The organism is Roseovarius halotolerans, from assembly GCF_900172255.1.
Taxonomy (GTDB): Bacteria; Pseudomonadota; Alphaproteobacteria; order Rhodobacterales; family Rhodobacteraceae; genus Roseovarius; species Roseovarius halotolerans.
This window is the reverse complement of record NZ_FWFU01000002.1, coordinates 802,571-821,111: the sequence shown is the minus strand read 5'-3', so window position 1 is coordinate 821,111 and position 18,541 is coordinate 802,571. Positions and strand designations below refer to the sequence as shown.

Annotated in this window: 19 protein-coding genes, 1 tRNA gene and 1 pseudogene; 9 read left to right on the top strand and 12 right to left on the bottom strand. The window is 63.4% G+C overall.

What is annotated here, in order from left to right; genetic code table 11:
• Nucleotides 1-104 (top strand): annotated as a pseudogene (locus ROH8110_RS18475) (IS5/IS1182 family transposase); the annotation flags it as partial.
• A gap of 25 nt (nucleotides 105-129) precedes the next feature.
• The gene (locus ROH8110_RS10995) at nucleotides 130-663 is read left to right on the top strand and encodes a deoxycytidylate deaminase (protein WP_085817769.1); all 534 of its coding nucleotides are present in this window, start codon (nucleotides 130-132) and stop codon (nucleotides 661-663) included.
• Between the two features lie 58 nt (nucleotides 664-721).
• On the opposite strand, the gene ROH8110_RS10990 is transcribed toward ROH8110_RS10995, so the two are convergent.
• Nucleotides 722-2,239: a DNA cytosine methyltransferase gene (locus ROH8110_RS10990; protein WP_245962893.1), complete on the bottom strand. Its 1,518-nt coding sequence runs from the start codon at nucleotides 2,237-2,239 to the stop codon at nucleotides 722-724.
• 57 nt (nucleotides 2,240-2,296) lie between these two features.
• Here ROH8110_RS10990 and ROH8110_RS10985 point away from each other — a divergent pair, with 57 nt between their 5' ends.
• The 3 genes from ROH8110_RS10985 (at nucleotide 2,297) to ROH8110_RS10975 (ending at nucleotide 3,747) form a co-directional block, all read left to right on the top strand.
• The gene (locus ROH8110_RS10985; RefSeq protein ID WP_085817767.1) at nucleotides 2,297-2,761 is read left to right on the top strand and encodes a very short patch repair endonuclease; all 465 of its coding nucleotides are present in this window, start codon (nucleotides 2,297-2,299) and stop codon (nucleotides 2,759-2,761) included.
• Nucleotides 2,762-2,837: 76 nt separating this feature from the next.
• Nucleotides 2,838-3,152, top strand: coding sequence for a hypothetical protein (locus ROH8110_RS10980; protein ID WP_176236598.1), 315 nt, complete (start codon nucleotides 2,838-2,840; stop codon nucleotides 3,150-3,152).
• A 1-nt stretch (nucleotide 3,153) separates the two neighbouring features.
• Complete coding sequence (locus ROH8110_RS10975; protein ID WP_085817765.1) at nucleotides 3,154-3,747, top strand: hypothetical protein; 594 nt, start codon at nucleotides 3,154-3,156, stop codon at nucleotides 3,745-3,747.
• 80 nt (nucleotides 3,748-3,827) lie between these two features.
• Here ROH8110_RS10975 and ROH8110_RS10970 read toward each other — a convergent pair whose 3' ends face one another.
• The 4 genes from ROH8110_RS10970 to ROH8110_RS10955 form a co-directional block, all read right to left on the bottom strand.
• The gene (locus ROH8110_RS10970) at nucleotides 3,828-5,384 is read right to left on the bottom strand and encodes a relaxase family protein (protein WP_085817764.1); all 1,557 of its coding nucleotides are present in this window, start codon (nucleotides 5,382-5,384) and stop codon (nucleotides 3,828-3,830) included.
• Nucleotides 5,378-5,806, bottom strand: a complete 429-nt coding sequence (locus ROH8110_RS10965; protein ID WP_245962892.1) for a plasmid mobilization protein — start codon at nucleotides 5,804-5,806, stop codon at nucleotides 5,378-5,380. Before ROH8110_RS10965 ends, ROH8110_RS10970 begins: the two co-directional genes overlap by 7 nt.
• A gap of 19 nt (nucleotides 5,807-5,825) precedes the next feature.
• On the bottom strand, nucleotides 5,826-6,677 hold the full coding sequence (locus ROH8110_RS10960; RefSeq protein ID WP_085817763.1) for a helix-turn-helix domain-containing protein: 852 nt from the start codon (nucleotides 6,675-6,677) through the stop codon (nucleotides 5,826-5,828).
• A gap of 222 nt (nucleotides 6,678-6,899) precedes the next feature.
• Nucleotides 6,900-6,976, bottom strand: a tRNA-Pro gene (locus tag ROH8110_RS10955).
• Between the two features lie 109 nt (nucleotides 6,977-7,085).
• Between ROH8110_RS10955 and ROH8110_RS10950 the strand changes: the two genes are divergently transcribed.
• The gene (locus ROH8110_RS10950; protein WP_085817762.1) at nucleotides 7,086-8,636 is read left to right on the top strand and encodes a Na/Pi cotransporter family protein; all 1,551 of its coding nucleotides are present in this window, start codon (nucleotides 7,086-7,088) and stop codon (nucleotides 8,634-8,636) included.
• A gap of 56 nt (nucleotides 8,637-8,692) precedes the next feature.
• Here the strand turns inward: ROH8110_RS10950 and leuB are convergent, their stop codons facing one another.
• A complete protein-coding gene (leuB, locus tag ROH8110_RS10945; protein WP_085817761.1) occupies nucleotides 8,693-9,799 on the bottom strand; it encodes a 3-isopropylmalate dehydrogenase in 1,107 nt (368 codons plus the stop codon).
• A 248-nt stretch (nucleotides 9,800-10,047) separates the two neighbouring features.
• Between leuB and ROH8110_RS10940 the strand changes: the two genes are divergently transcribed.
• Nucleotides 10,048-10,893: a Rossmann-fold NAD(P)-binding domain-containing protein gene (locus ROH8110_RS10940; RefSeq protein WP_245962799.1), complete on the top strand. Its 846-nt coding sequence runs from the start codon at nucleotides 10,048-10,050 to the stop codon at nucleotides 10,891-10,893.
• Here ROH8110_RS10940 and ROH8110_RS10935 read toward each other — a convergent pair.
• The 3 genes from ROH8110_RS10935 to leuD form a co-directional block, all read right to left on the bottom strand.
• Complete coding sequence (locus tag ROH8110_RS10935) at nucleotides 10,890-11,843, bottom strand: endonuclease/exonuclease/phosphatase family protein (protein ID WP_245962831.1); 954 nt, start codon at nucleotides 11,841-11,843, stop codon at nucleotides 10,890-10,892. The genes ROH8110_RS10940 and ROH8110_RS10935 overlap by 4 nt on opposite strands.
• A 125-nt stretch (nucleotides 11,844-11,968) precedes the next feature.
• Nucleotides 11,969-12,769: a hypothetical protein gene (locus tag ROH8110_RS10930; RefSeq protein ID WP_245962800.1), complete on the bottom strand. Its 801-nt coding sequence runs from the start codon at nucleotides 12,767-12,769 to the stop codon at nucleotides 11,969-11,971.
• Between the two features lie 411 nt (nucleotides 12,770-13,180).
• Nucleotides 13,181-13,786 carry a 3-isopropylmalate dehydratase small subunit gene (gene leuD, locus ROH8110_RS10925; RefSeq protein ID WP_085817860.1) on the bottom strand — a complete coding sequence of 202 codons (606 nt, stop codon included), beginning with the start codon at nucleotides 13,784-13,786 and terminating at the stop codon, nucleotides 13,181-13,183.
• A gap of 132 nt (nucleotides 13,787-13,918) precedes the next feature.
• Here leuD and ROH8110_RS10920 point away from each other — a divergent pair, with 132 nt between their 5' ends.
• Nucleotides 13,919-14,533: a hypothetical protein gene (locus tag ROH8110_RS10920; RefSeq protein ID WP_085817759.1), complete on the top strand. Its 615-nt coding sequence runs from the start codon at nucleotides 13,919-13,921 to the stop codon at nucleotides 14,531-14,533.
• On the opposite strand, the gene leuC is transcribed toward ROH8110_RS10920, so the two are convergent.
• The 3 genes from leuC to ROH8110_RS10905 form a co-directional block, all read right to left on the bottom strand.
• Nucleotides 14,526-15,929 carry a 3-isopropylmalate dehydratase large subunit gene (gene leuC / locus ROH8110_RS10915; RefSeq protein WP_085817758.1) on the bottom strand — a complete coding sequence of 468 codons (1,404 nt, stop codon included), beginning with the start codon at nucleotides 15,927-15,929 and terminating at the stop codon, nucleotides 14,526-14,528. The genes ROH8110_RS10920 and leuC overlap by 8 nt on opposite strands.
• Nucleotides 15,930-16,294: 365 nt before the next feature.
• On the bottom strand, nucleotides 16,295-16,996 hold the full coding sequence (locus tag ROH8110_RS10910) for a response regulator (protein ID WP_085817757.1): 702 nt from the start codon (nucleotides 16,994-16,996) through the stop codon (nucleotides 16,295-16,297).
• Nucleotides 16,993-17,490, bottom strand: a complete 498-nt coding sequence (locus ROH8110_RS10905) for a MarR family winged helix-turn-helix transcriptional regulator (protein ID WP_085817859.1) — start codon at nucleotides 17,488-17,490, stop codon at nucleotides 16,993-16,995. Before ROH8110_RS10905 ends, ROH8110_RS10910 begins: the two co-directional genes overlap by 4 nt.
• Before the next feature lie 173 nt (nucleotides 17,491-17,663).
• Between ROH8110_RS10905 and ROH8110_RS10900 the strand changes: the two genes are divergently transcribed.
• Nucleotides 17,664-18,533 carry a branched-chain amino acid aminotransferase gene (locus ROH8110_RS10900; RefSeq protein WP_085817756.1) on the top strand — a complete coding sequence of 290 codons (870 nt, stop codon included), beginning with the start codon at nucleotides 17,664-17,666 and terminating at the stop codon, nucleotides 18,531-18,533.
• Nucleotides 18,534-18,541 lie beyond the last annotated feature (8 nt).

Here is an 18,541-nt window from a genome sequence, read left to right as displayed (position 1 = left end):
GCAGGCTCAAGGATTGGAGGCGTGTTGCGACCCGTTACGACAGGTGCCCAAAGGTCTTCCTGTCAGCCATCGCTCTCGCGGCCATCGTCATCTACTGGCTTTGAAACTCAATGAGTCCAGACCCTAGCCATGAACATTTTCAACTGTGATAGATGGGATGCTCGGTTCTTTGCAATGGCAGACCTAGTCGCGTCGTGGAGTGAGGATCGCAGCAGGCGGGTCGGTTGTGTTGTCGTTGGCGATGCCAACGAGGTCAGATCGACCGGCTACAATGGCTTGCCAAGAGGTGTGAGTGCAGAACACGCGAAGCGTCATTCACGCGAAAACGGCGAAAAGTACCTGTGGTTCGAACACGCCGAGCGAAATGCGCTGTTCAACATGCTCCGTGCTGGCGTGTCCACGTCGAACTGCCGGATGTATTGCAACAGCTTTCCCTGCGCTGATTGCGCTAGGGCAATTATCCAATCTGGCGTTAGCGAGCTTCGGACTTTTGCGCCAGATTTGAAGGACAAGAAATTCGGTCGGCACTTCGAGGTTGCCTTGGACATGTTCAAAGAAGGTGGCGTGACCGTAAGGTTTTACTCGCGACGCGACGATTTGATATCTGGTGTCTTTGGTGTCTTGGAGGAAACACGCAACCCGGACAGCGGTTTTTTTCGGTAGTTTGTTTCTTCAACCACGCATCGACATGCCTCTTTGAGGCTAAGTGTCTCTCGCTTGGTCAAACCAGATCAGAAAAGACGGGTAACAGAGCCTCCGCAATCTGCCGCGCAAGAAACGGCGGCACGGCGTTCCCAACCTGGACGAACTGCTCGGTGCGATTGCCCATGAAATGGTAGTTGTCTGGGAAGGTCTGCAACCGCGCAGCCTCGCGTACAGTCAGACTGCGACACTGCGTCGGGTCGGGGTGAATGAAGTAGTGCCCGTCCTTCGAGATGTGACTCGTTACCGTCGAAGCCGGAGCATTCCCGACCTGCACACGAAACCGGTCATTGAACTTGCCCGTTTTCCAGTTCTTGTGGTTCGGCGCCAGGATGTCTGGAAACTGATGCGCACGCGGGCTCAGACCCTCGGCCTTCGCGAAACAGGCGGCATACAGATATCGGGCAAGATCGGACGGCATGTGTCCACGGGTTTCGTGACCCGAGACGCCTATCAGGTTCGGGTCGTCGAGGAACGCGGCAAGCTCGGGCTGCAGTTTCCTTGATAGGGGTTTTCGCGCGTGGTTCGTTCGGCCCATCTGCGACGTTGCCAGCAATCGTTCCTCGACACGATCCAACTCATCTTGAAAGCTGCGAAAGTTTTCGCCTGGGTACTCCCGAGTGACCTGACCAACGGCTTCGATCGCATCTACAACAGCGTCATACCAGGCATATTCGTCGTCGCGTCTGCTTAATCCGCTTCTCAGCCGCGGCAAGCCGGTCAACATGTCCTTGACCTGCGCCTTAGTGTTCCGCCGACGAAGTCTGGGCGCGGAACCCGCGTCAATATCCGATCTGATACCAACGATGATCACCCTGTGGCGTGCCTGCGGCACTCCGTGGTCTTCTGCGCGAATGACGAAATCCTTCGGTTCGGGATGATCTCCCGGCTGGATGTTGGCCGACAAGGACATGAGCCTGTAGCCGGGACCAGCAGTTTGGAGATCAGACAAGACCTGTTCGAAAATCGCCAACCCCTCGACAGACGAAGAGAGCATGCCCTTGACGTTCTCCATTACGAAAACAGCGGGACTCAACTCATTCAAGACACGACAATATTCGCGGTAGAGGAAGTTGCGCTCATCGTCTTTCGGCCTGTAGTCCTCAATGCCTGCGTTACGTGAGCGCCCGGCAAGAGAGTATGCTTGGCAAGGCGGACCACCGATCAAAAGCGTTCGATCGCCTGCTGTTCTGTTGGTTTCGGAAATCCTCTCCGACAAGAGCGCGGTGGTTTCTGCCTTCCCAAGCTCCGCGCAAACGGCCTCATTCTCGGCGGCATTCCATTCACGCGGATAGAGCTTCTTCCAATCCGGGCAGTCGTGCTTTCCGGAAATCCATGAATAGTACTCGGGTGGAAACTCGCTGAACTGACGCAAGAACGCGCGAAGTCGGAGTGTCTTGTGCGCAGCACTATCCTTCTCAATCGACACAGAAATCTCGTAGGCACGAGAGCCATCCGTCTGCATGCACGATGAAAATCCCTCGCCAAGGCCACCCGGGCCGGAGAATAGATCAATTATCTGAACGGGTTTTGACACTGCATTACTCCTCGATCTCCTCTTTCCAGGTTTTCGGACTCATGGCAAGGAGTAGGAATGGTAGACATCGTTGATGCCAGAACCCGCTCACAGATGATGAGCAACATTCGCGGCAAGGATACGAAGCCCGAGCTTGCTCTCAGAAAGGCCCTTCACGCGCGGGGTTTTCGATTCCGGCTGCATGTGAAGGATGTCCCCGGAAGGCCTGACATCGTGTTTCCAAAGTATCGCGCGGTCGTGTTCGTTCATGGGTGCTTCTGGCACCGTCATGCCGGTTGTCGATATGCAACCGTTCCCAAGACACGCGAGGACTTCTGGAACAAGAAATTTGCTGCAAACGTATCCAGAGACGCTGCCGTCCACGAGAGATTGACCAGCAAGGGGTGGCGAGTTGCCACCGTTTGGGAATGCGCTTTGCGGAACCCCAAAGCAATGACGCAAACGGCAGAGATGGTGGCAACTTGGCTCAAGTCAGATGAGCCTGAAATGGAACGTGGTGAGCTTCAGGTCGAGCCGCATTAGGCAATGGCGCACCGGGCCGTTGTTGTTGCCCAGTCAATATGCTTGAAGCATCTGGATCGAACGTCGCCCCATAAAGTTGTCGATTGACAACTTAAATCAGAAAGCCTATATCATGCCCCGTAAGCCGCACAAATCCAAGGAGATCGAGACGGTCTTGCGTGAGCTGGAAGCCTTGGGGTGGACGGTCACTCTGCGTTCCGGGCGCGGGCATGCCTGGGGCCTGATCAGGTGCCCGAACAACGATCCGGACTGCCGGTGCGGTGAGTTTTGTCAGATGGGTGTCTGGTCGACGCCACAGAATCCGGGCCGGTTTGCCCGGCAACTGAGGAACCGGGCGCTTGGCTGCACGAAGCTCGGCAATGCCGATGGTGGCGCTCAAGAGGATGAATGACATGGCAGAAATCGAATTCGAACTGGTCTTTGCCCTTCCCGAAGGCGATCACGATGCGTTCGACCTGATGGATGCGGTCTTCGAGGCGGGATTCGAGGACGCCATCGTTGGCACTGGTGTCCCTGGCATGATCGGAATCGCGCTGGAAGCTGCCAGCGATCACGCCGAAGACGCCATTCTCGACGCCGCGCGCGCGATCCGGAAACAGCTTCCTGTTGGGTCAGTACTGCGTGAAGTGCGACCCGACTTGGTCAGCCTCGCTGATGTTGCAAAGCGGCTCGAAGTTACACGCCAGTCTCTCCAGAAGCGAAAAATGCCCTTGCCGAGCCAAGGCGGCCTGTTCCGTATGGAAGAGGTTGCCGTGGTCATCATTGAAGCCGCGCAAGGTAACGGCGCAGGAACGCGCAAGGGGCGTTTCTCGGTCGAGAAGGCTGCGAGATGGCTGAGTGCCGGCAAGCCTGCGCGCAGGGTCAACGCTGGTCTTGCCGTTGGCGTCATTGACGGCGCGACGCTGGAAATCCGTGAAGATGCCAAGCACTTCCTCTACGCGGACAATCCGGCAACCGACCCACGGAATAGTGCCGGCGCGGCCTGAACTCCCCAAGGGTCTTTCGCGCGCCAAGCCATAGCATGGCAAAGGGCGCGCATTTGCCAACTCGTAGCTTGGCAAATGGCTCAATGCGTCAGCCCGCGATCCATATCCCGATCCCGCACCTCTAGCTCTGTCTCAGCCGCTCTTCGGCGTCCCTCGCTAGCATCAAGCTCTCGTTCAACTTCGCGTCCAGCGCGTTGTAGGTGGCCTCTTCGCTCAGCAAGCCACGCAACGCCTGCATTGACGCGATCTGCGAGCGTATGAGCAACGTCGCGCAACCCGCGATACCATCCAACTGGGCTTGCAGCCTCTTCGTCGAGCGCGCCTCTAACCCGCTCAATTCCTGCGTTGAGGTTTCGCAGGCCGTCACCAACCGCTCGACGCAGGCGAGCAAGTCGCGTTCCAAGGCTGTCAGGGGTGTCGTCATTCATTTCTCCTCGATCTTGATGCAGATGACCGGCGTCCCGGCCAGCGTGCAGGTCTTCAGCTCGGTCCTTTCGGGGTCCAGCGTCAGCCAGGTCTGCTCCCCCTGGTCGATCCGTGTCAGGCCGAGTTCCGTCAGCTCCGAGCGCGTCAGCATGGACGTCCAGAACCAGCTCGCGACCATCATCGAGGCGATCCCCGTCACGATCAGCCCCGAGATCACCCAAGGCGAGATCGTCAGCCAGCGCCTGATCTGGTCGGTCCGCGTCTCGAACAAGCTCCTGTTCTCGTTCAGGAAGCGGCGCGTATCGCTCTCGATGGTACGCCGCGCGTCGCTCGCAATGCCTGTCAAATCGGTCCTGAAGCTCTCCAGCTGGGATGCCATCGAGGCGGCGTAGCCCTGGCGTATCGTGTCCAGCTCCGCGTTCAGCTTCTCGCTCAGCCGGGTCGGCCTGCCAGTCTTCATGGAAAATCTCTCCTTTCAGGCGCCAGCGTTCGCCGGTCTCGGGATCTTGCGCGGTCAGGTAGGCCTTGCCGATGCGAGGCAGGTCGAAGCCCGCATCGGCCAAGGCATTGATCATGCTGGCGCGATCCACGATCAGACCCATCGATATCTGATCGAGGATCCACGCGTGCAGCTCGTCGCGGCCATGGGCACGGGTCGGGGCCTCGATGGTGTCGCGCACCTCCTGGACGCGCTCCAGCTCCATCGGATCGGCCCAGCCGTGGCGCTGGTTCATCAGGTCGCGCAGGCTGTCATAGGCGTCCTGGTAGCCCGGTGGCGCGATGTTGAGGCTGCGCCCGGTGGTCAGCTCCAGGCGCGGGGTGCAGAAATGCAGCTCGACGCGGTCCTCGTGGCTGTGACGGACCCAGAGCATGTCATATTGCTCACCGTCCAGCCCGGCAAAGGCCAGTTGTTCAAAGGCGTCCATGACCTCGGCCTGCTGCGCCTCACTGGGGGCGTCTTCGGCCGCAAAACTGATAACGCCCGCGCGGTAAGTCCACTGGTGGCGGCTGGCGTCGATCAGCGCCTCGGTGCGGCTTGGGTCGCCGCGCAGCACTTCGGGCAAGGGATCGCGCGTCACGGTCGGGGGCTGGCCGTCGGCATCGCGGATCAGGTCGCGGTTGCCGTCATAGGCCAGCACGCGCTCGGCCACGAGGTAGCCGACCGGCCCCGCGCCCGCGCCCTTGCCGTTGGGGAAGAACTTGATCAGCACTGCCGCGCCGCCTCAACGATCTGGGCAAGCTGGCGTTCGATCACCAAGAGGCGGCGCGCGACGGTCAGGCTGTCGAGATCGGTGCGACCCATCAGCATCGCGCGGTTCAGCCAGCGGGCGATCTGGTTGAGGTTGCCGCCGATGCGCCCGACCGCCAGCACCAGCGCCGGATCGACGCGCGGCATAGGCTTGCGTCGGCGCGCCTCGGTCAGGCCAAGCGCCTCGCGCAGGAGCGTTGCGGCGGGCAGACCTGCGGCCTCGGCCTTGGCGCGCAGCTCGGCCTTCTCGGTGGCCGTGCAACGGAAGACGAAGGTCTCGGTCAGCGGCTCCTTTGCGCGGGGCTTACCCGCGCCGGTGGGGTTCGAAGGGGAGGCTTGCCGCCCCTCGCAAGGTCCCGTGTCATCCGCGCCAGCGTATGACATGGGTCGCCTTGCTGTTTCCTCAGACCGCATGGCGGTTCTCCCCCACGGTCGGGGCAACATCCTGCGGAAGACGTGATGCGCGCTGCATCTGACGCGGTGCAAAGGAGGCGATACGGGTTGCAGAAGACGCGGCGCATTCGCCATCCTGCGCCTGACGAATGACATCCCGCAGAGCGCGCAACTGCGCCTGCCATTCCGCACTGCCCACCGGGGCCGGTATCTGGGCTGGCAGCCAGAAACCCAAATGTCGCCCGTTCGGTACGATGGGCAGGCTGCGCTCCAGCGTCGTCATGCCTTCCCGGGCCAGCCTGTCGTCCCAGTCCCGGACAAAGCAGATGCCCCTCGGGACAAACACCAGGTCCGGGCGCGTTCCGCCGGATTGCCCTTCATCGGGCAAATCCGGCGCGGACGCGCGCCCCTGTTCTTTTCTAAGTTCTTGTTCTCTGTTCGGGGGGCGATCCTGTCCCCCTTTGCCGGACAGGTCTGTCCCGTTTTGCGGACAGGATTGTCCCCCTTTGGCGCGGCCAAGCGGGACAACCTTGTCCCCCTCCCGGCGGCGCTCGGTGGCCCGTTTCAGAGCCGCTTCGGTCGGGCGGTAGCGCGAGGATTTTCCCTTGTTGGTCCCGCGCTCCACGGTCATGTAACCCGCCGCCTCGACCTTGTTCAGCGCGCGTTTGACCGACTTGGCGTGTTTGCCGATGGCCGCGCCTATGGTCTCGAAAGACGGGCGGCTCTCGCCGGTCTCGTGGTCTGCATGCGCCAGTGCCAGGTAGAGGGCCACGCGCAAGGCGTTGTCGTCCAGGTCGTGGTCCGTGACCATCTCCAGCAGGTATTGCAGCTTGATCTTGCAGAAGGGCAGAAGCTCAGACATCGGCCCCTCCCGCAATTGCGATCACGGGCGCGATCTGGTATCCAACTTCCGCAAACTTTTCGATTTGGCCGTTGACGCGGGTGCCAGCCCGGTCAGCGGCCTTTCGGTTTCTGGGACCAAGAGACTCAGGAAAACGTCTCCAAAGAACCGCAAAATCCGGATCAAATCCGGACCGGCCCTGAATGAGGGCCGGAACAACAATTGCTAAGTATCTGAAATTATTGGTCGGAGTGAGAGGATTCGAACCTCCGGCCCCTGCCTCCCGAAGACAGTGCTCTACCAGGCTGAGCTACACTCCGACCGTGGAACAGGCGATTATACGTCGCAGGCCTTCTTTGCAAGGGGGTATCGCGGCGCGCTTGTATTCGACGCGCAGGATTTGCATTGTCTGTCGTCGGAGACAGAACCATGACATTGAATCTTCTGACCGCATTGGGCGGCGTCGGCCTGTTCCTGATCGGAATGGACATCATGACCGGCGCCCTGCGCGAGGCCGCCGGGCCTGACCTGCGCCGGATGCTGGGGCGTTTCACCGCCTCGCCGCTGCGCGGCACGCTGACCGGGGCGGTGGCGACCGGGGCGCTGCAATCCTCGACGGCGGTCACGCTGATGACCATCGGCGCGGTGGGCGCGGGGCTGCTCAGCTTCGCCCATGCGCTGGGCGTTCTTTACGGCGCCAACATCGGCACCACGCTGACCGGCTGGATCGTGATGATCCTCGGCTTCAAGCTCAAGCTGGGCACCGCCGTGCTGCCGGTGATCTTCGTCGCGGCACTGGCGGCGATGTTGGCGCATGGCTGGGTGGCGCGCGCGGCGCGTGCCCTGGCCGGGTTCTGCCTGCTCTTCATCGGGCTCGACATGATGCAGGGCGGGCTTGATGGCGCCGATGCGCTGCTGCACCCCGAAATGCTGCCGGATGGCGACGGCTGGTCCGGGCGGCTGATGCTGGTGGGGCTGGGGGTGATCCTCGTCACGCTCACCCAGTCCTCATCGGCGGGCATCGCCCTTACCCTCGTGCTGCTGGGGGCCGGGTCGATCACCTTCGCGCAGGGCGCCGCGCTGGTCATCGGGCTCAATGTCGGCACCACGCTCACCGCCGTCCTCGCGGCACTTGGCGGCACGCGGGCGATGCGGCTGACGGCGCTTGGCAACCTGCTGTTCAATATCGGCACCGCGCTCATGGCCTTTCCCCTGCTGGGGCTGATCGCGCCGGTCCTGCATGGCACATGGCTCGGGTCGGACGACCAGACCGCACTGGTGCTGTTTCACACCGGCTTCAACCTGTTGGGCGCGGCGGTGTTCCTGCCCCTCACCCCCCGCTTTGCCGCCATGGTCGAGGCACTGGTCCCCGACCGGCCGATGCCGATGGCGACCCCCCTCGACAAGCGCCTGCTGGCCGATGAAGGCGCGGCGATGGAGGCCGCGCAGACCGTCGCCGATCAGTTGCGCCAGACCCTCTTCACCGCGCTCGCCAACGCGATCGGCCCCGATCACGACCTGCGCGCGCTCGGTTCTGTCTCTGCGCAGGGCGCACCCGTTCTCGAGGCGCTCGGCGCCTATCTCGCCAAGATCCATATCCCCCCCGACAAGGCCCCCGAACAGGCCCGCTATGTCGCCCTGCTTCACCAGCTCGATCATCTGGAGCGCCTGCTCGAACGCTGCGGCCAGCGAAGCCGCATCGACATGCTGCGCAAGGACCCGCTCCTGACACGCGACGTGGCGGCGATCCGCGCGGCGCTCGCGCGCGACGCGGACGCGGCGCGGTTCTCGCGGCTGGCGCGTCTGATCCGGTATCGCGCCGAAAGGTTCCGGCGCGGCGCGCTCTTGCGTGAACATGCCGGGCTGATCGAAGTCGATCAGGTCTTTGCCCGCACCGATGCGATCCGCTGGCTCGAGCGTGTCGCGGGCCATGCCGAACGCCTCAGCCACTACGCCGCCGAGGCCCGCACCCACGCATGAAAAAGCCCGCGCCTTGGGGGCGCGGGCCATTGGTCATTGCCGCAAAGGCGTGCCGCTCAGAGGCTCGCGTCCAGCGCCGCCAGGATCGCGTCGCCCATTTCCGAGGTCGAAACCGGCTCGATACCGTCCTCGCCCAGCAGGTCGGCGGTGCGCTTGCCATCGGCCAGCACCTTTTCGACAGCCTTTTCCACCCGCGTCGCTTCCTCGCCCAGGTCGAAGCTGTAACGCAGCGCCATCGCAAAGCTGAGGATACAGGCAATCGGGTTGGCCTTGCCCTGCCCGGCGATATCGGGGGCCGAACCATGCACCGGCTCGTAAAGCGCCTTGGGGCGGCCATTCTCCATCGGCGCGCCAAGGCTGGCCGAGGGCAACATGCCAAGCGAACCGGTCAGCATCGCCGCCGCATCCGACAGGATATCGCCAAACAGGTTGTCCGTGACGATCACGTCGAACTGCTTGGGCCAGCGGCACAGCTGCATCGCCCCCGCATCGGCATACATGTGGCTCAGCTCGACATCGGCGTAATCCGCGTCATGCACCTTCTGCACGACTTCGCGCCACAGGATGCCGGATTCCATCACGTTGGCCTTCTCCATCGAGCAGACCTTGTTGCCGCGCTTGCGCGCCAGTTCGAATGCCGACCGCGCCACGCGCTCGATCTCGGATTCGGTGTAACGCTGGGTGTTGACGCCGACCCGCTCGTTGCCTTCCTTGAAGATGCCGCGCGGCTCGCCGAAATAGATGCCGCTGGTCAGCTCGCGCACGATCATGATGTCGAGTCCGGCGACCACGTCGCGCTTGAGGCTCGAGAAATCCGCCAGCGCGTCAAAGCACTGCGCCGGGCGCAGGTTGGCGAACAGGTCCATTTCCTTGCGCAGGCGCAGCAGGCCGCGTTCGGGCTTGAGCGAGAAATCCAGATCGTCGTATTTTGGGCCGCCCACGGCACCCAGCAGAACCGCATCCACCTCCTGCGCGCGCGCCATCGTATCGTCATGCAGCGGCGTGCCGTGCTTGTCATAGGCCGCGCCGCCCACCAGATCCTCGCTGACCTCGAACGGCAGGTCGCGTTTGGCGCCGAACCAGTCGATCACCTTGACGACCTCGGCCATGACTTCGGGGCCGATCCCGTCACCGGGCAGAATGAGAAGCGAGGGGGTGCTCATGGGCATTGTCCTTTGCATGATCCTATCGGCTTTCGCCTAGCCCGAAGCCGGGGAATGGTCAAGAAACGAGGGCGGCGGCCGACGCCCCGCCAGCCCCGCCCGCTCGACAGATGGATCGGGCCGCGTCTTCATTCCGTGATGAGGAACGGACATCATGGAATTCGGTATATCCATCCGGGTCGCCTGTGGCGATGATATGGACAGGACGTCAGCAAGCGGAGGCTCGGATAACCGGCACGGCAGTTATCATGGGACAGAACGGACGCTTCGGCAGCGCGATGGCGAAGGCCATGACCGCTGCGCACTGGTCCCTGCGCAGCTACCGGCGCGGGCATGACGATCTCGATCAAATGGCGCAGGGCGCGGATGTGATCGTGGTCGCCGCCGTCCCGCCCTATCACCAATGGGCGGCGCAACTGCCCGCGCTCCATGCCGCCGTGCAACGCGCGGCAAAGGCCAGCGGCGCGCTGGTGCTGCTTCCCTGCAATGTCTATGTCTATGGCGCGGGGTCCGGGCCGCTCTGGACAGCCGAGACGCCCCACGCCGCGACCAACCCGCTTGGACGCCTGCGGGTCGAGATCGAAGATTCCTATGCCCGCGCGGGTGTGCGGACCCTGATCCTTCGTGCAGGGGATTTTCTGGATACCAAACCCTCGGGCAACTGGTTCGACAGGCTCATGACCCCCGGGCTTGCGCGCGGCGTGCTGCGCTATCCCGGTTCCCCTGACGTGCCCCATGCCTGGGCTTACCTGCCCGATATGGCGCGCGCGGCCCTGGGGCTGCTCGGGGACCATCGGCGCATGACCGGTGTGAACGAGGTGCTTTTTCCCGGCTACACGCTGACCGGCGCTCAACTGGCCGAGGCGCTTGGCGAAGTCATGGGGCGGCCGGTGACCCTGCGCCCCTTTGCGTGGTGGCAGTTGCACCTGCTGCGCCCCTTCATGCCGGTGCTCGGGGGCCTGCTGGAAATGCGCTACCTCTGGGACATGCCGCACCGGCTGGACGGAACGGGCTTCGAGCGCGCGCTGCCCGACTTCTCGCCGACGCCACTGGTGCAGGCCCTGACAGCGTCCACCGCCCATCTGCGCGCCTAATCGCGGATCATCAGGTCCGCCCAGACCAGCCGATGCCGGCTGGCCACCTCGGCCACGGCATTCAGCGGCGCGCCCGGCGCCGGCCACAAGACGCCCGATGCCAGCACCTCCAGATCCGCCGACGGCAGGATGTAATCCACCCGCCGCCCGCCCGGCCCCGGATCGGGCCAGTGAACCGTATCGAATGCCGGATCGGCGGCGCGCGCAGGGTCGCGCGGCACCGGCGCGCTTCGGCGCGGGCGCGGGTCCTGCAGGCGCGGATCATCCAACAGCGCCCGCAGCGCTCCATGCCGCCCCTCGCCCTCGTCAGGGGCAAGGTTCGCCGCGCCCAGCAGCACGAAACGCTTTGCCGGCGGCGGCCCGAACGCCCCGTCCATGTAAAGCGACCAGAACCGCAGCTCATCGTGATTGCGCCGCCCGTTGCGGTCTTCAGGCCCGTCGAAAACCGGCGTCGTGGCGTGAAAGGTCAAAAGGTGCACCGGCCCCTCGGGCAGCATCACCGGCACCACCCAATGCCCCACCGAAGACAGGCGCTGCACCGCCAGCGCCTTTGCCGCCATCACCGGCGTGCCATCCGCCATCTGCAGATCAGCACCCGGCAGGTCCTTCCACAGCAGGCCCGAGAAATCCCGCACACCCGCCGCATCGATCGGATAGCGCGACAGGATCGCCATGCCCCCCTGCCCCGAGAACCCGCCATACGCCTGCCGGTCGACGGGTTCACCAAGGCGGCCATTGCCATCCATGTCCTGCCCGGTCGGCATTCCGCGATTGGGCCGCAGCGCGAAGAAATGCCCGAACTCCGCACCCGCATCGGCTATCCGGTCCCGCAGCGCGCCCAGCGCGTGCAGCTCCAGGTCGTAATCGACCCCCTGAAGAACGATCACATCCGGCGACGCCGCGGCGATCACCGCCGCCACCGCGTCAATCTGCGCATCCTCCCCGCGCATGAGATCGCGCAGCAAAAGACCGGGGCCGTCGCGTTTGAGTTCGGTGTGAAAACTGGCGATCCGCAGCCTCTCGCCCGCATCCGCCTGCGCGAGGAAGATCAGCAGAAACGCAATCGCAAGCGCGCTCAGGCGCCCTGCATCGCCTCGGCTTCTGCGCGGGCATGGGCGCGGCGGCGCTTCTCGACGATCATCTCGGCGATGCGCGACATCGCGATGCCCCTCATCAACATGCTGGCAGGCAGGAAGGCCCATGCGCTCATCGTCCAGATCAAGGTCTGCGAGTCGGCAATCGAAACCGGGTTGATCAGATCGGATGCCGCCTTGATCGCCGCCGGAATCAAGAATGGCAGCAAAGTCCCTAACACAATGTTAAGACCGGCATCGCGCCGCAGGCGATGCAGCACATCGCCCCCGCCCGTCGGGTCGAACATCGGCAGGTTGACCCAGACATTGAACGCGCCGTTGCGCAGCGGCCAGCCCAGGAAACGGACAAAGGTGATGAACACGAACAGCATCACGATCGAGATCGTATAGGCCAGCCCCGCCGCCGTGCGCACCGAGGCAATCAGCTCGGCATCGGCATCGGCGGGCAGCATCAGCACCACCAGCCGGACCGGCGAATAGGGAAAATCGATCGCCTCTCCCAGCCCGTTGCCCAGCACCGTCAGGAACATGGTCAGCTCAGTGGGATAGGCCTTGCCGCGCAGGATCAGCGTCAGCATGAGCACCGTCAGCGCCAGCCCCGCGAACTTCAGCCGGTTGATCGGCGGCGCAAAGCGGAATTCGACGATGCTCGGGTAGCGTCCGTAATATTCGATGAATGTCATGAACGAGGCCAGGATCGCCAGCACCAGCACCAGCTGCGCGGTATCCGAAGGCGTCTCGGGCAAGAGCAGGGACGGCGTTGCAACCAGCAATGCGACCATGAATGCGCGCAAAAGCGCATTTGTTACCTGTGAAACCACTGCTCATGTCCCTTCAAACTGGTCCGGCCCGATACTTTGTCGCGCCATTGTGCCAACTTGATCCCGCCAATTGTGGCGGCTTGCCTCATTTCTGTCCAATTTCTGCCCATTTTCGGACCCCGGCTCAAGCTATTGGTTATTAACACAGGGTTTTTCTGGCGAATTGATGAAGCAGGTGGTGCGAGAATGCATCAATTCGCGTTCAGAAATTGGGCAGTCTTGTGTCTCACCACAACATCATGTGGATGCAGCCCGCGCGCCTACCACGCCTGAGCCGCGCAGCGCGACACCCTGACACGAAAACGCCGCCGAGATGCCCCGGCGGCGCTTCGGCCCCATCGCGAAGGGCCGGTCTTCAGCTCTGGTCGCGTGCTACACCCAGGGGCGTGCGCTCTGCGACTGCGCCTCGAAATTGTCGATCGCGGCGGCCTTTTCCAGGGTCAGCCCGATATCGTCCAGCCCCTCCAGCAGGCAATGCTTCTTGAACTGGTCGACCTCGAAGGCGATCACCTCACCATCCGACGTGGTCACGGTCTGGTTCTCCAGATCGACGGTGACGCGCGCGTTCGATCCCTTTTCGGCGTCCTTCATCAGGATATCCACCTGCTCCTGCGGAAGCGCGATGGGCAGGATGCCGTTCTTGAAACAGTTGTTGTAGAAGATATCGGCAAAGCTCGGCGCGATGACGCAGCGAATGCCGAAATCCTTGATCGCCCAGGGCGCGTGCTCGCGCGATGAACCACAGCCGAAATTATCCCCCGCGATCAGGATCTCGGTCTCGCGGTATTGCGGCTTGTTCAGCACGAAATCGGGGATCTCGTTGCCATTGTCGTCAAACCGCATCTCGTCGAACAGGTTCTTGCCCAGACCCGTCCGATTGATCGTCTTCAGGAACTGCTTGGGAATGATCATGTCGGTATCGACATTGATCTGCGGCAGCGGCGCCGCGACGCCTGTGAGTTTCTCGAACTTTTCCATCTTGTCCTCCTTGGCCCGCAACGAGCCGTGTTGTTCTGTCTGGATCGCCTAGAATGATACCCCTGCGATCCGCGGCGCGGACGCCAGAAAGCCTGTGGTCAGCGGATGTGAGCTGTCATACTCTCCACAGTCGTGAACGATATCTTGCGCATCTCCTGGCCGGACCTGCAGTGGATCGCCACCTGCACCTCCGATCATTGGCAGGCGAAGATCGGCGACCCCCACCTGATGGGCTGGATCACCGTTCTCGCCTATGCGCTGACCTGTGCGCTGGCTTTCGCCCTGCGCCGCCGTCTGCCGCGCCACCCACGGGGCCAGCGCTTCTTCTGGTCCTTCATGGTCGTGGTGCTGGCCTTCCTGGCGGTCAACAAGCAGCTCGATCTCCAGTCGCTCGCCACCGCCGCGGCGCGCTGCACCGCCAAGCTTCAGGGCTGGTATGCCGAACGGCGCGGTGTCCAGGTGACGGCGATCCTGTCGTTCATCATGCTCACCGGCTTTTACGGGCTGATCCTGCTCTGGATCATCCGCAAGGCCTTCTGGCAGAACGCCGTCGCCCTGCTGGGCCTGACGGCGATCCTCGCCTTCGTGCTGGTGCGCGCGGTCGGCTTTCACCATGTCGACGCCCTGATCGGCCAGAGCATCGCCGGACTCCGCATGAACTGGATTCTCGAACTCTCGGGAATCGCGCTTGTCGCCGTGAACGCCGCCGCGCTTCTCGTGCACATCCGGCGCACCGGGCCTACATGAGATCCCGGACATCGGTCAGCCTGCCTGTCACCGCGGCCGCGGCCGCCATTTGCGGCGACATCAGATGCGTGCGCCCGCCCCGGCCCTGACGGCCCTCGAAATTGCGGTTCGACGTGGCCGCGCAACGCTCACCCGGCGTCAGCTGATCCGGGTTCATCGCCAGGCACATCGAACAGCCCGCCAGACGCCACTCGAAACCGGCCTCCTTGAAGATATCGGCAAGCCCTTCTTCCTCGGCCTGGGCACGCACAAGGCCTGAGCCCGGTACGACCATCGCGCGCAGGCCGTCCTTGATCTTCTTGCCCTTCAGGATTTCGGCGGCGGCGCGCAGATCCTCGATCCGGCCATTGGTGCAGGAACCGATGAACACCGTGTCGATCTCGATCTCGCTCAGCTTCTGGCCGGGCTTGAGGCCCATGTAATCCAGCGCCCGGCGCGCGGCATCCACCTTGCCACCCTCGAAATCCTCGGGGGCGGGCACGCTTTCGGTGATCGCCAGGACATCCTCGGGGCTGGTGCCCCAGGTGACGACCGGCGCGATCTCCTCGCCCTTGATGGTGATGACCTTGTCCCAATGCGCGTCGTCATCGGAATAGAGCGTCTTCCACCATGCCATCGCGGCTTCCCACTGGGCACCCTTGGGCGCGTGGGGGCGACCGTTGATATAGGCATAGGTGGTCTCGTCCGGGGCGATCAGCCCGGCACGCGCGCCACCCTCGATCGCCATGTTGCAGACGGTCATGCGCCCTTCCATGCTGAGCGAGCGGATCGCCTCGCCGCAATACTCGATGACATAGCCGGTGCCCCCGGCGGTGCCGGTGCGCCCGATCACCGACAGGGTGATGTCCTTGGCGGTCACGCCGGGGCGCAGCTGTCCGGTGATCTCGACCTTCATGTTCTTCGACTTGGTCTGGATCAGCGTCTGGGTGGCCAGCACATGCTCGACCTCGGACGTGCCGATCCCATGCGCCAGCGCGCCGAACGCGCCATGCGTGGCGGTGTGGCTGTCACCGCAGACCACCGTCATCCCCGGAAGGGTCCAGCCCTGCTCCGGCCCGACGATATGCACGATGCCCTGACGGATATCGTTCACCGGGTAATAATGGATACCGAAATCCTTGGCGTTCTTGTCCAGCGCCTCGACCTGGATGCGGCTTTCCGGGTTCTGGATGCCGTTCACACGGTCCGGCGTGGTCGGCACGTTGTGATCCGGCACGGCGATCGTGTTCTGAGGCTTGCGCACCTTGCGCCCGGCCATGCGCAGACCCTCGAAGGCCTGCGGGCTGGTCACCTCATGAACGAGGTGGCGGTCGATATAGAGAAGGCAGGTGCCATCATCGGCTTCATGCACCAGATGCGCATCCCAGATCTTGTCATAGAGTGTCTTGGGGGACATGGGTTCTCTCCCGTTTGGCGGAATGTCTCGGATAGCTCAACAGGTCGTGCCGCGCCTCATAGGCGGGCCAGCACCGATAGCGTCGCGCCGAAAAACCGCCAGGGCAGGCGCGCGCGGTCATCCATGTCGAATATAGGTTTCATGCCCTGTCAGATACTCCCGATCCACGACTCTATCAAGAGGATTGGACCCGCCGCGCCCCGCCGCGCCCTGGCGATATGAGTATTTTTTGCAAGATGAAGCCCACACCCTTCACCGTGCCGCAAATACTCCGGGGGTGAATTGGCCGAAGGCCAAGGGGGGGCCGCCCCCCCTCACGCACAGGGATCGAGCGCGCCGCAGGCGCTCATCGTGATCGCAGCGCCTCAGTCGGGCGCCAGCATGTAGCCCTCGCCGCGCACCGTCTGAAGATAGCGCGGCTGCTTGGGGTCGGTCTCGATCTTGCGGCGCAGGCGGGTGATCTGCACATCCACCGCGCGCTCCTGCGCCTGTCCCTTGTCGCGCCCCAGGTCCTCGACCAGCTTGGCACGGCTCAGCGGTGTGCGCAGATGCTCCGAGAAAATACGCATCAGCTGCACCTCGGTCGCGGTCAGGCGCACCGGCTCGTTGCCGCGCATCAGCTCCGCGCGCTCGATATCATATCGCACCGGCCCCATCTGCAGCACCTTGGGGACATTCGTCTCGGGCTGGGGCTCGGGCATCCGCCGCAGGATCGCGTTGATCCGCAACAGCAGCTCCTTGGGCTCGAAGGGCTTGGCAAGATAGTCATCCGCCCCCGCCTCCAGCCCGGCGATCCGCTCTTCGGTCTCGCCCCGCGCGGTCAGCAGCAGGATCGGCGTGGCCGATGACTGGCGCAGCGCCCGCGTCAGCGCGACGCCATCCTCGCCCGGCATCATCACGTCCATCACGATCAGGTCGAAATCCAGCCCCGACAGGATCCGCCGCGCATGTGCCGCATCGCGCGCCACAGACACGAGGAAACCATGCCGTATCAGGAACTTGCGCAGCAAGCCCCGGATGCGTTCGTCGTCATCCACGATCAGGAGATGGGGGCTCGGGTCGCTCATGTGTCCTTTTCCCTGATCGCATGATAGCGCCGCCGCATATCCGGGTCCATCATCGCCTCCAGCACCTGCCGGAACCCCGCCACCGCCGCCGGCCCTGCGGCGCGATAGGCCGCCCGCATCCGCGCCCGCTGCGCATCCGACAGCCGCTGCTCCAGCGCCTCGCCCTCCTCGGTCAGGTAAAGGTGGCGCTCGCGCTTGTCGGCATTGCCCACCCGGCTCTCCACCAGCCCGTCCTCGATCAGCGTGCGCAGCACCCGGTTGAGCGACTGCTTCGTCACCCCCAGGATGGCCAGCAGGTTGTTGACCGTGGTGCCGGGGATGCGCGCGATGAAATGCACCGCCCGGTGATGCGCCCGCCCATAGGCCAGCGTCGCGAGGATCCTGTCGGGATCGGCGGTGAACCCGCGATAGGCGAAGAACATCGCCTCGATCCCCTGTCGCAGCTGTTCATCCGTCAGGAACAGCAGGGTCTCTCCGCCTGGGCGTTCGGGCATGTCGTTCCTCCGGTCGCGCAGCATGGGGCGTTCGCCGCCACATTACGTCAGCTTTATTGACATTCCAAGAGCGAACTGGTAGCGAATCGCAGTTTCGACGCAATATTATGTCCACTTCGGACGTTTCGCGCGCAACAAATGGAAATTAATGCCTGCGCAGAAGGAGAAGAACGATGGCTGGCTACGATGACCGCGACGGCAAGATCTGGATGGATGGCACCCTTGTCGACTGGCGCTCGGCCAATGTGCATATCCTCTCCCATGCCCTGCATTACGCCAGCTCCGTCTTCGAGGGCGAGCGCTGCTATGACGGCACCATCTTCCTCTCGCGCAAGCATTCCGAACGCCTGCTGAAATCCGGCGAACTGCTCGACATGGAGATCCCCTACACCGTCGATCAGATCGAAGCCGCCAAACAGGCCGTGCTCGATGCCAACGGGCTGGAAAACGCCTATGTGCGCGTCGTCGCCTTCCGTGGCGCGGGCGAGGACATGGGCGTCGCCTCCGCCCGCAACCCGGTCCGCATGGCCGTGGCCGCCTGGGAATGGGGCAACTACTATGGCGACGCCAAGATGAAGGGCGCCAAGCTCGACATCGCCAAGTGGAAACGCCCCAGCCCCGAGACCATCCCCACCGCCGCCAAGGCGGCCGGCCTCTACATGATCTGCACCATGTCAAAACACGCCGCCGAGGCCAAGGGCTGCTCGGACGCCCTGTTCATGGATTACCGCGGCTACGTGGCCGAGGCGACAGGCGCCAACGTGTTCTTCGTCAAGGACGGCGAGGTCCACACCCCCAACCCTGACGCCATCCTCAACGGCCTCACCCGCCAGACCGTGATAGGCATGCTCGAAGAGCGCGGCATCAAGGTCAACGTGCGCCACATCATGCCCGAGGAACTCGAGGGCTTCGAGCAATGCTGGCTCACCGGCTCCGCCGCCGAAGTCACGCCCGTCGGGCAGATCGGAGACTACACCTTCGAAGTCGGCACCCTGACCCGCGACATCGCCGAAGGCTATGAGAGGCTGGTTCGGGGGAAGTGAGAGGGTTG

Coding starts and splice junctions, on each gene's coding strand:
- ROH8110_RS10995 (WP_085817769.1), top strand. CDS start 130: ATGAACATTTTCAACTGTGATAGATGGGATGCTCGGTTCTTTGCAATG.
- ROH8110_RS10985 (WP_085817767.1), top strand. CDS start 2,297: ATGGTAGACATCGTTGATGCCAGAACCCGCTCACAGATGATGAGCAAC.
- ROH8110_RS10975 (WP_085817765.1), top strand. CDS start 3,154: ATGGCAGAAATCGAATTCGAACTGGTCTTTGCCCTTCCCGAAGGCGAT.
- ROH8110_RS10965 (WP_245962892.1), bottom strand. CDS start 5,806: ATGTCATACGCTGGCGCGGATGACACGGGACCTTGCGAGGGGCGGCAA.
- ROH8110_RS10960 (WP_085817763.1), bottom strand. CDS start 6,677: ATGTCTGAGCTTCTGCCCTTCTGCAAGATCAAGCTGCAATACCTGCTG.
- ROH8110_RS10950 (WP_085817762.1), top strand. CDS start 7,086: ATGACATTGAATCTTCTGACCGCATTGGGCGGCGTCGGCCTGTTCCTG.
- leuB (WP_085817761.1), bottom strand. CDS start 9,799: ATGAGCACCCCCTCGCTTCTCATTCTGCCCGGTGACGGGATCGGCCCC.
- ROH8110_RS10940 (WP_245962799.1), top strand. CDS start 10,048: ATGGGACAGAACGGACGCTTCGGCAGCGCGATGGCGAAGGCCATGACC.
- ROH8110_RS10935 (WP_245962831.1), bottom strand. CDS start 11,843: ATGCGCGGGGAGGATGCGCAGATTGACGCGGTGGCGGCGGTGATCGCC.
- ROH8110_RS10930 (WP_245962800.1), bottom strand. CDS start 12,769: ATGGTCGCATTGCTGGTTGCAACGCCGTCCCTGCTCTTGCCCGAGACG.
- leuD (WP_085817860.1), bottom strand. CDS start 13,786: ATGGAAAAGTTCGAGAAACTCACAGGCGTCGCGGCGCCGCTGCCGCAG.
- leuC (WP_085817758.1), bottom strand. CDS start 15,929: ATGTCCCCCAAGACACTCTATGACAAGATCTGGGATGCGCATCTGGTG.
- ROH8110_RS10910 (WP_085817757.1), bottom strand. CDS start 16,996: ATGAGCGACCCGAGCCCCCATCTCCTGATCGTGGATGACGACGAACGC.
- ROH8110_RS10905 (WP_085817859.1), bottom strand. CDS start 17,490: ATGCCCGAACGCCCAGGCGGAGAGACCCTGCTGTTCCTGACGGATGAA.
- ROH8110_RS10900 (WP_085817756.1), top strand. CDS start 17,664: ATGGCTGGCTACGATGACCGCGACGGCAAGATCTGGATGGATGGCACC.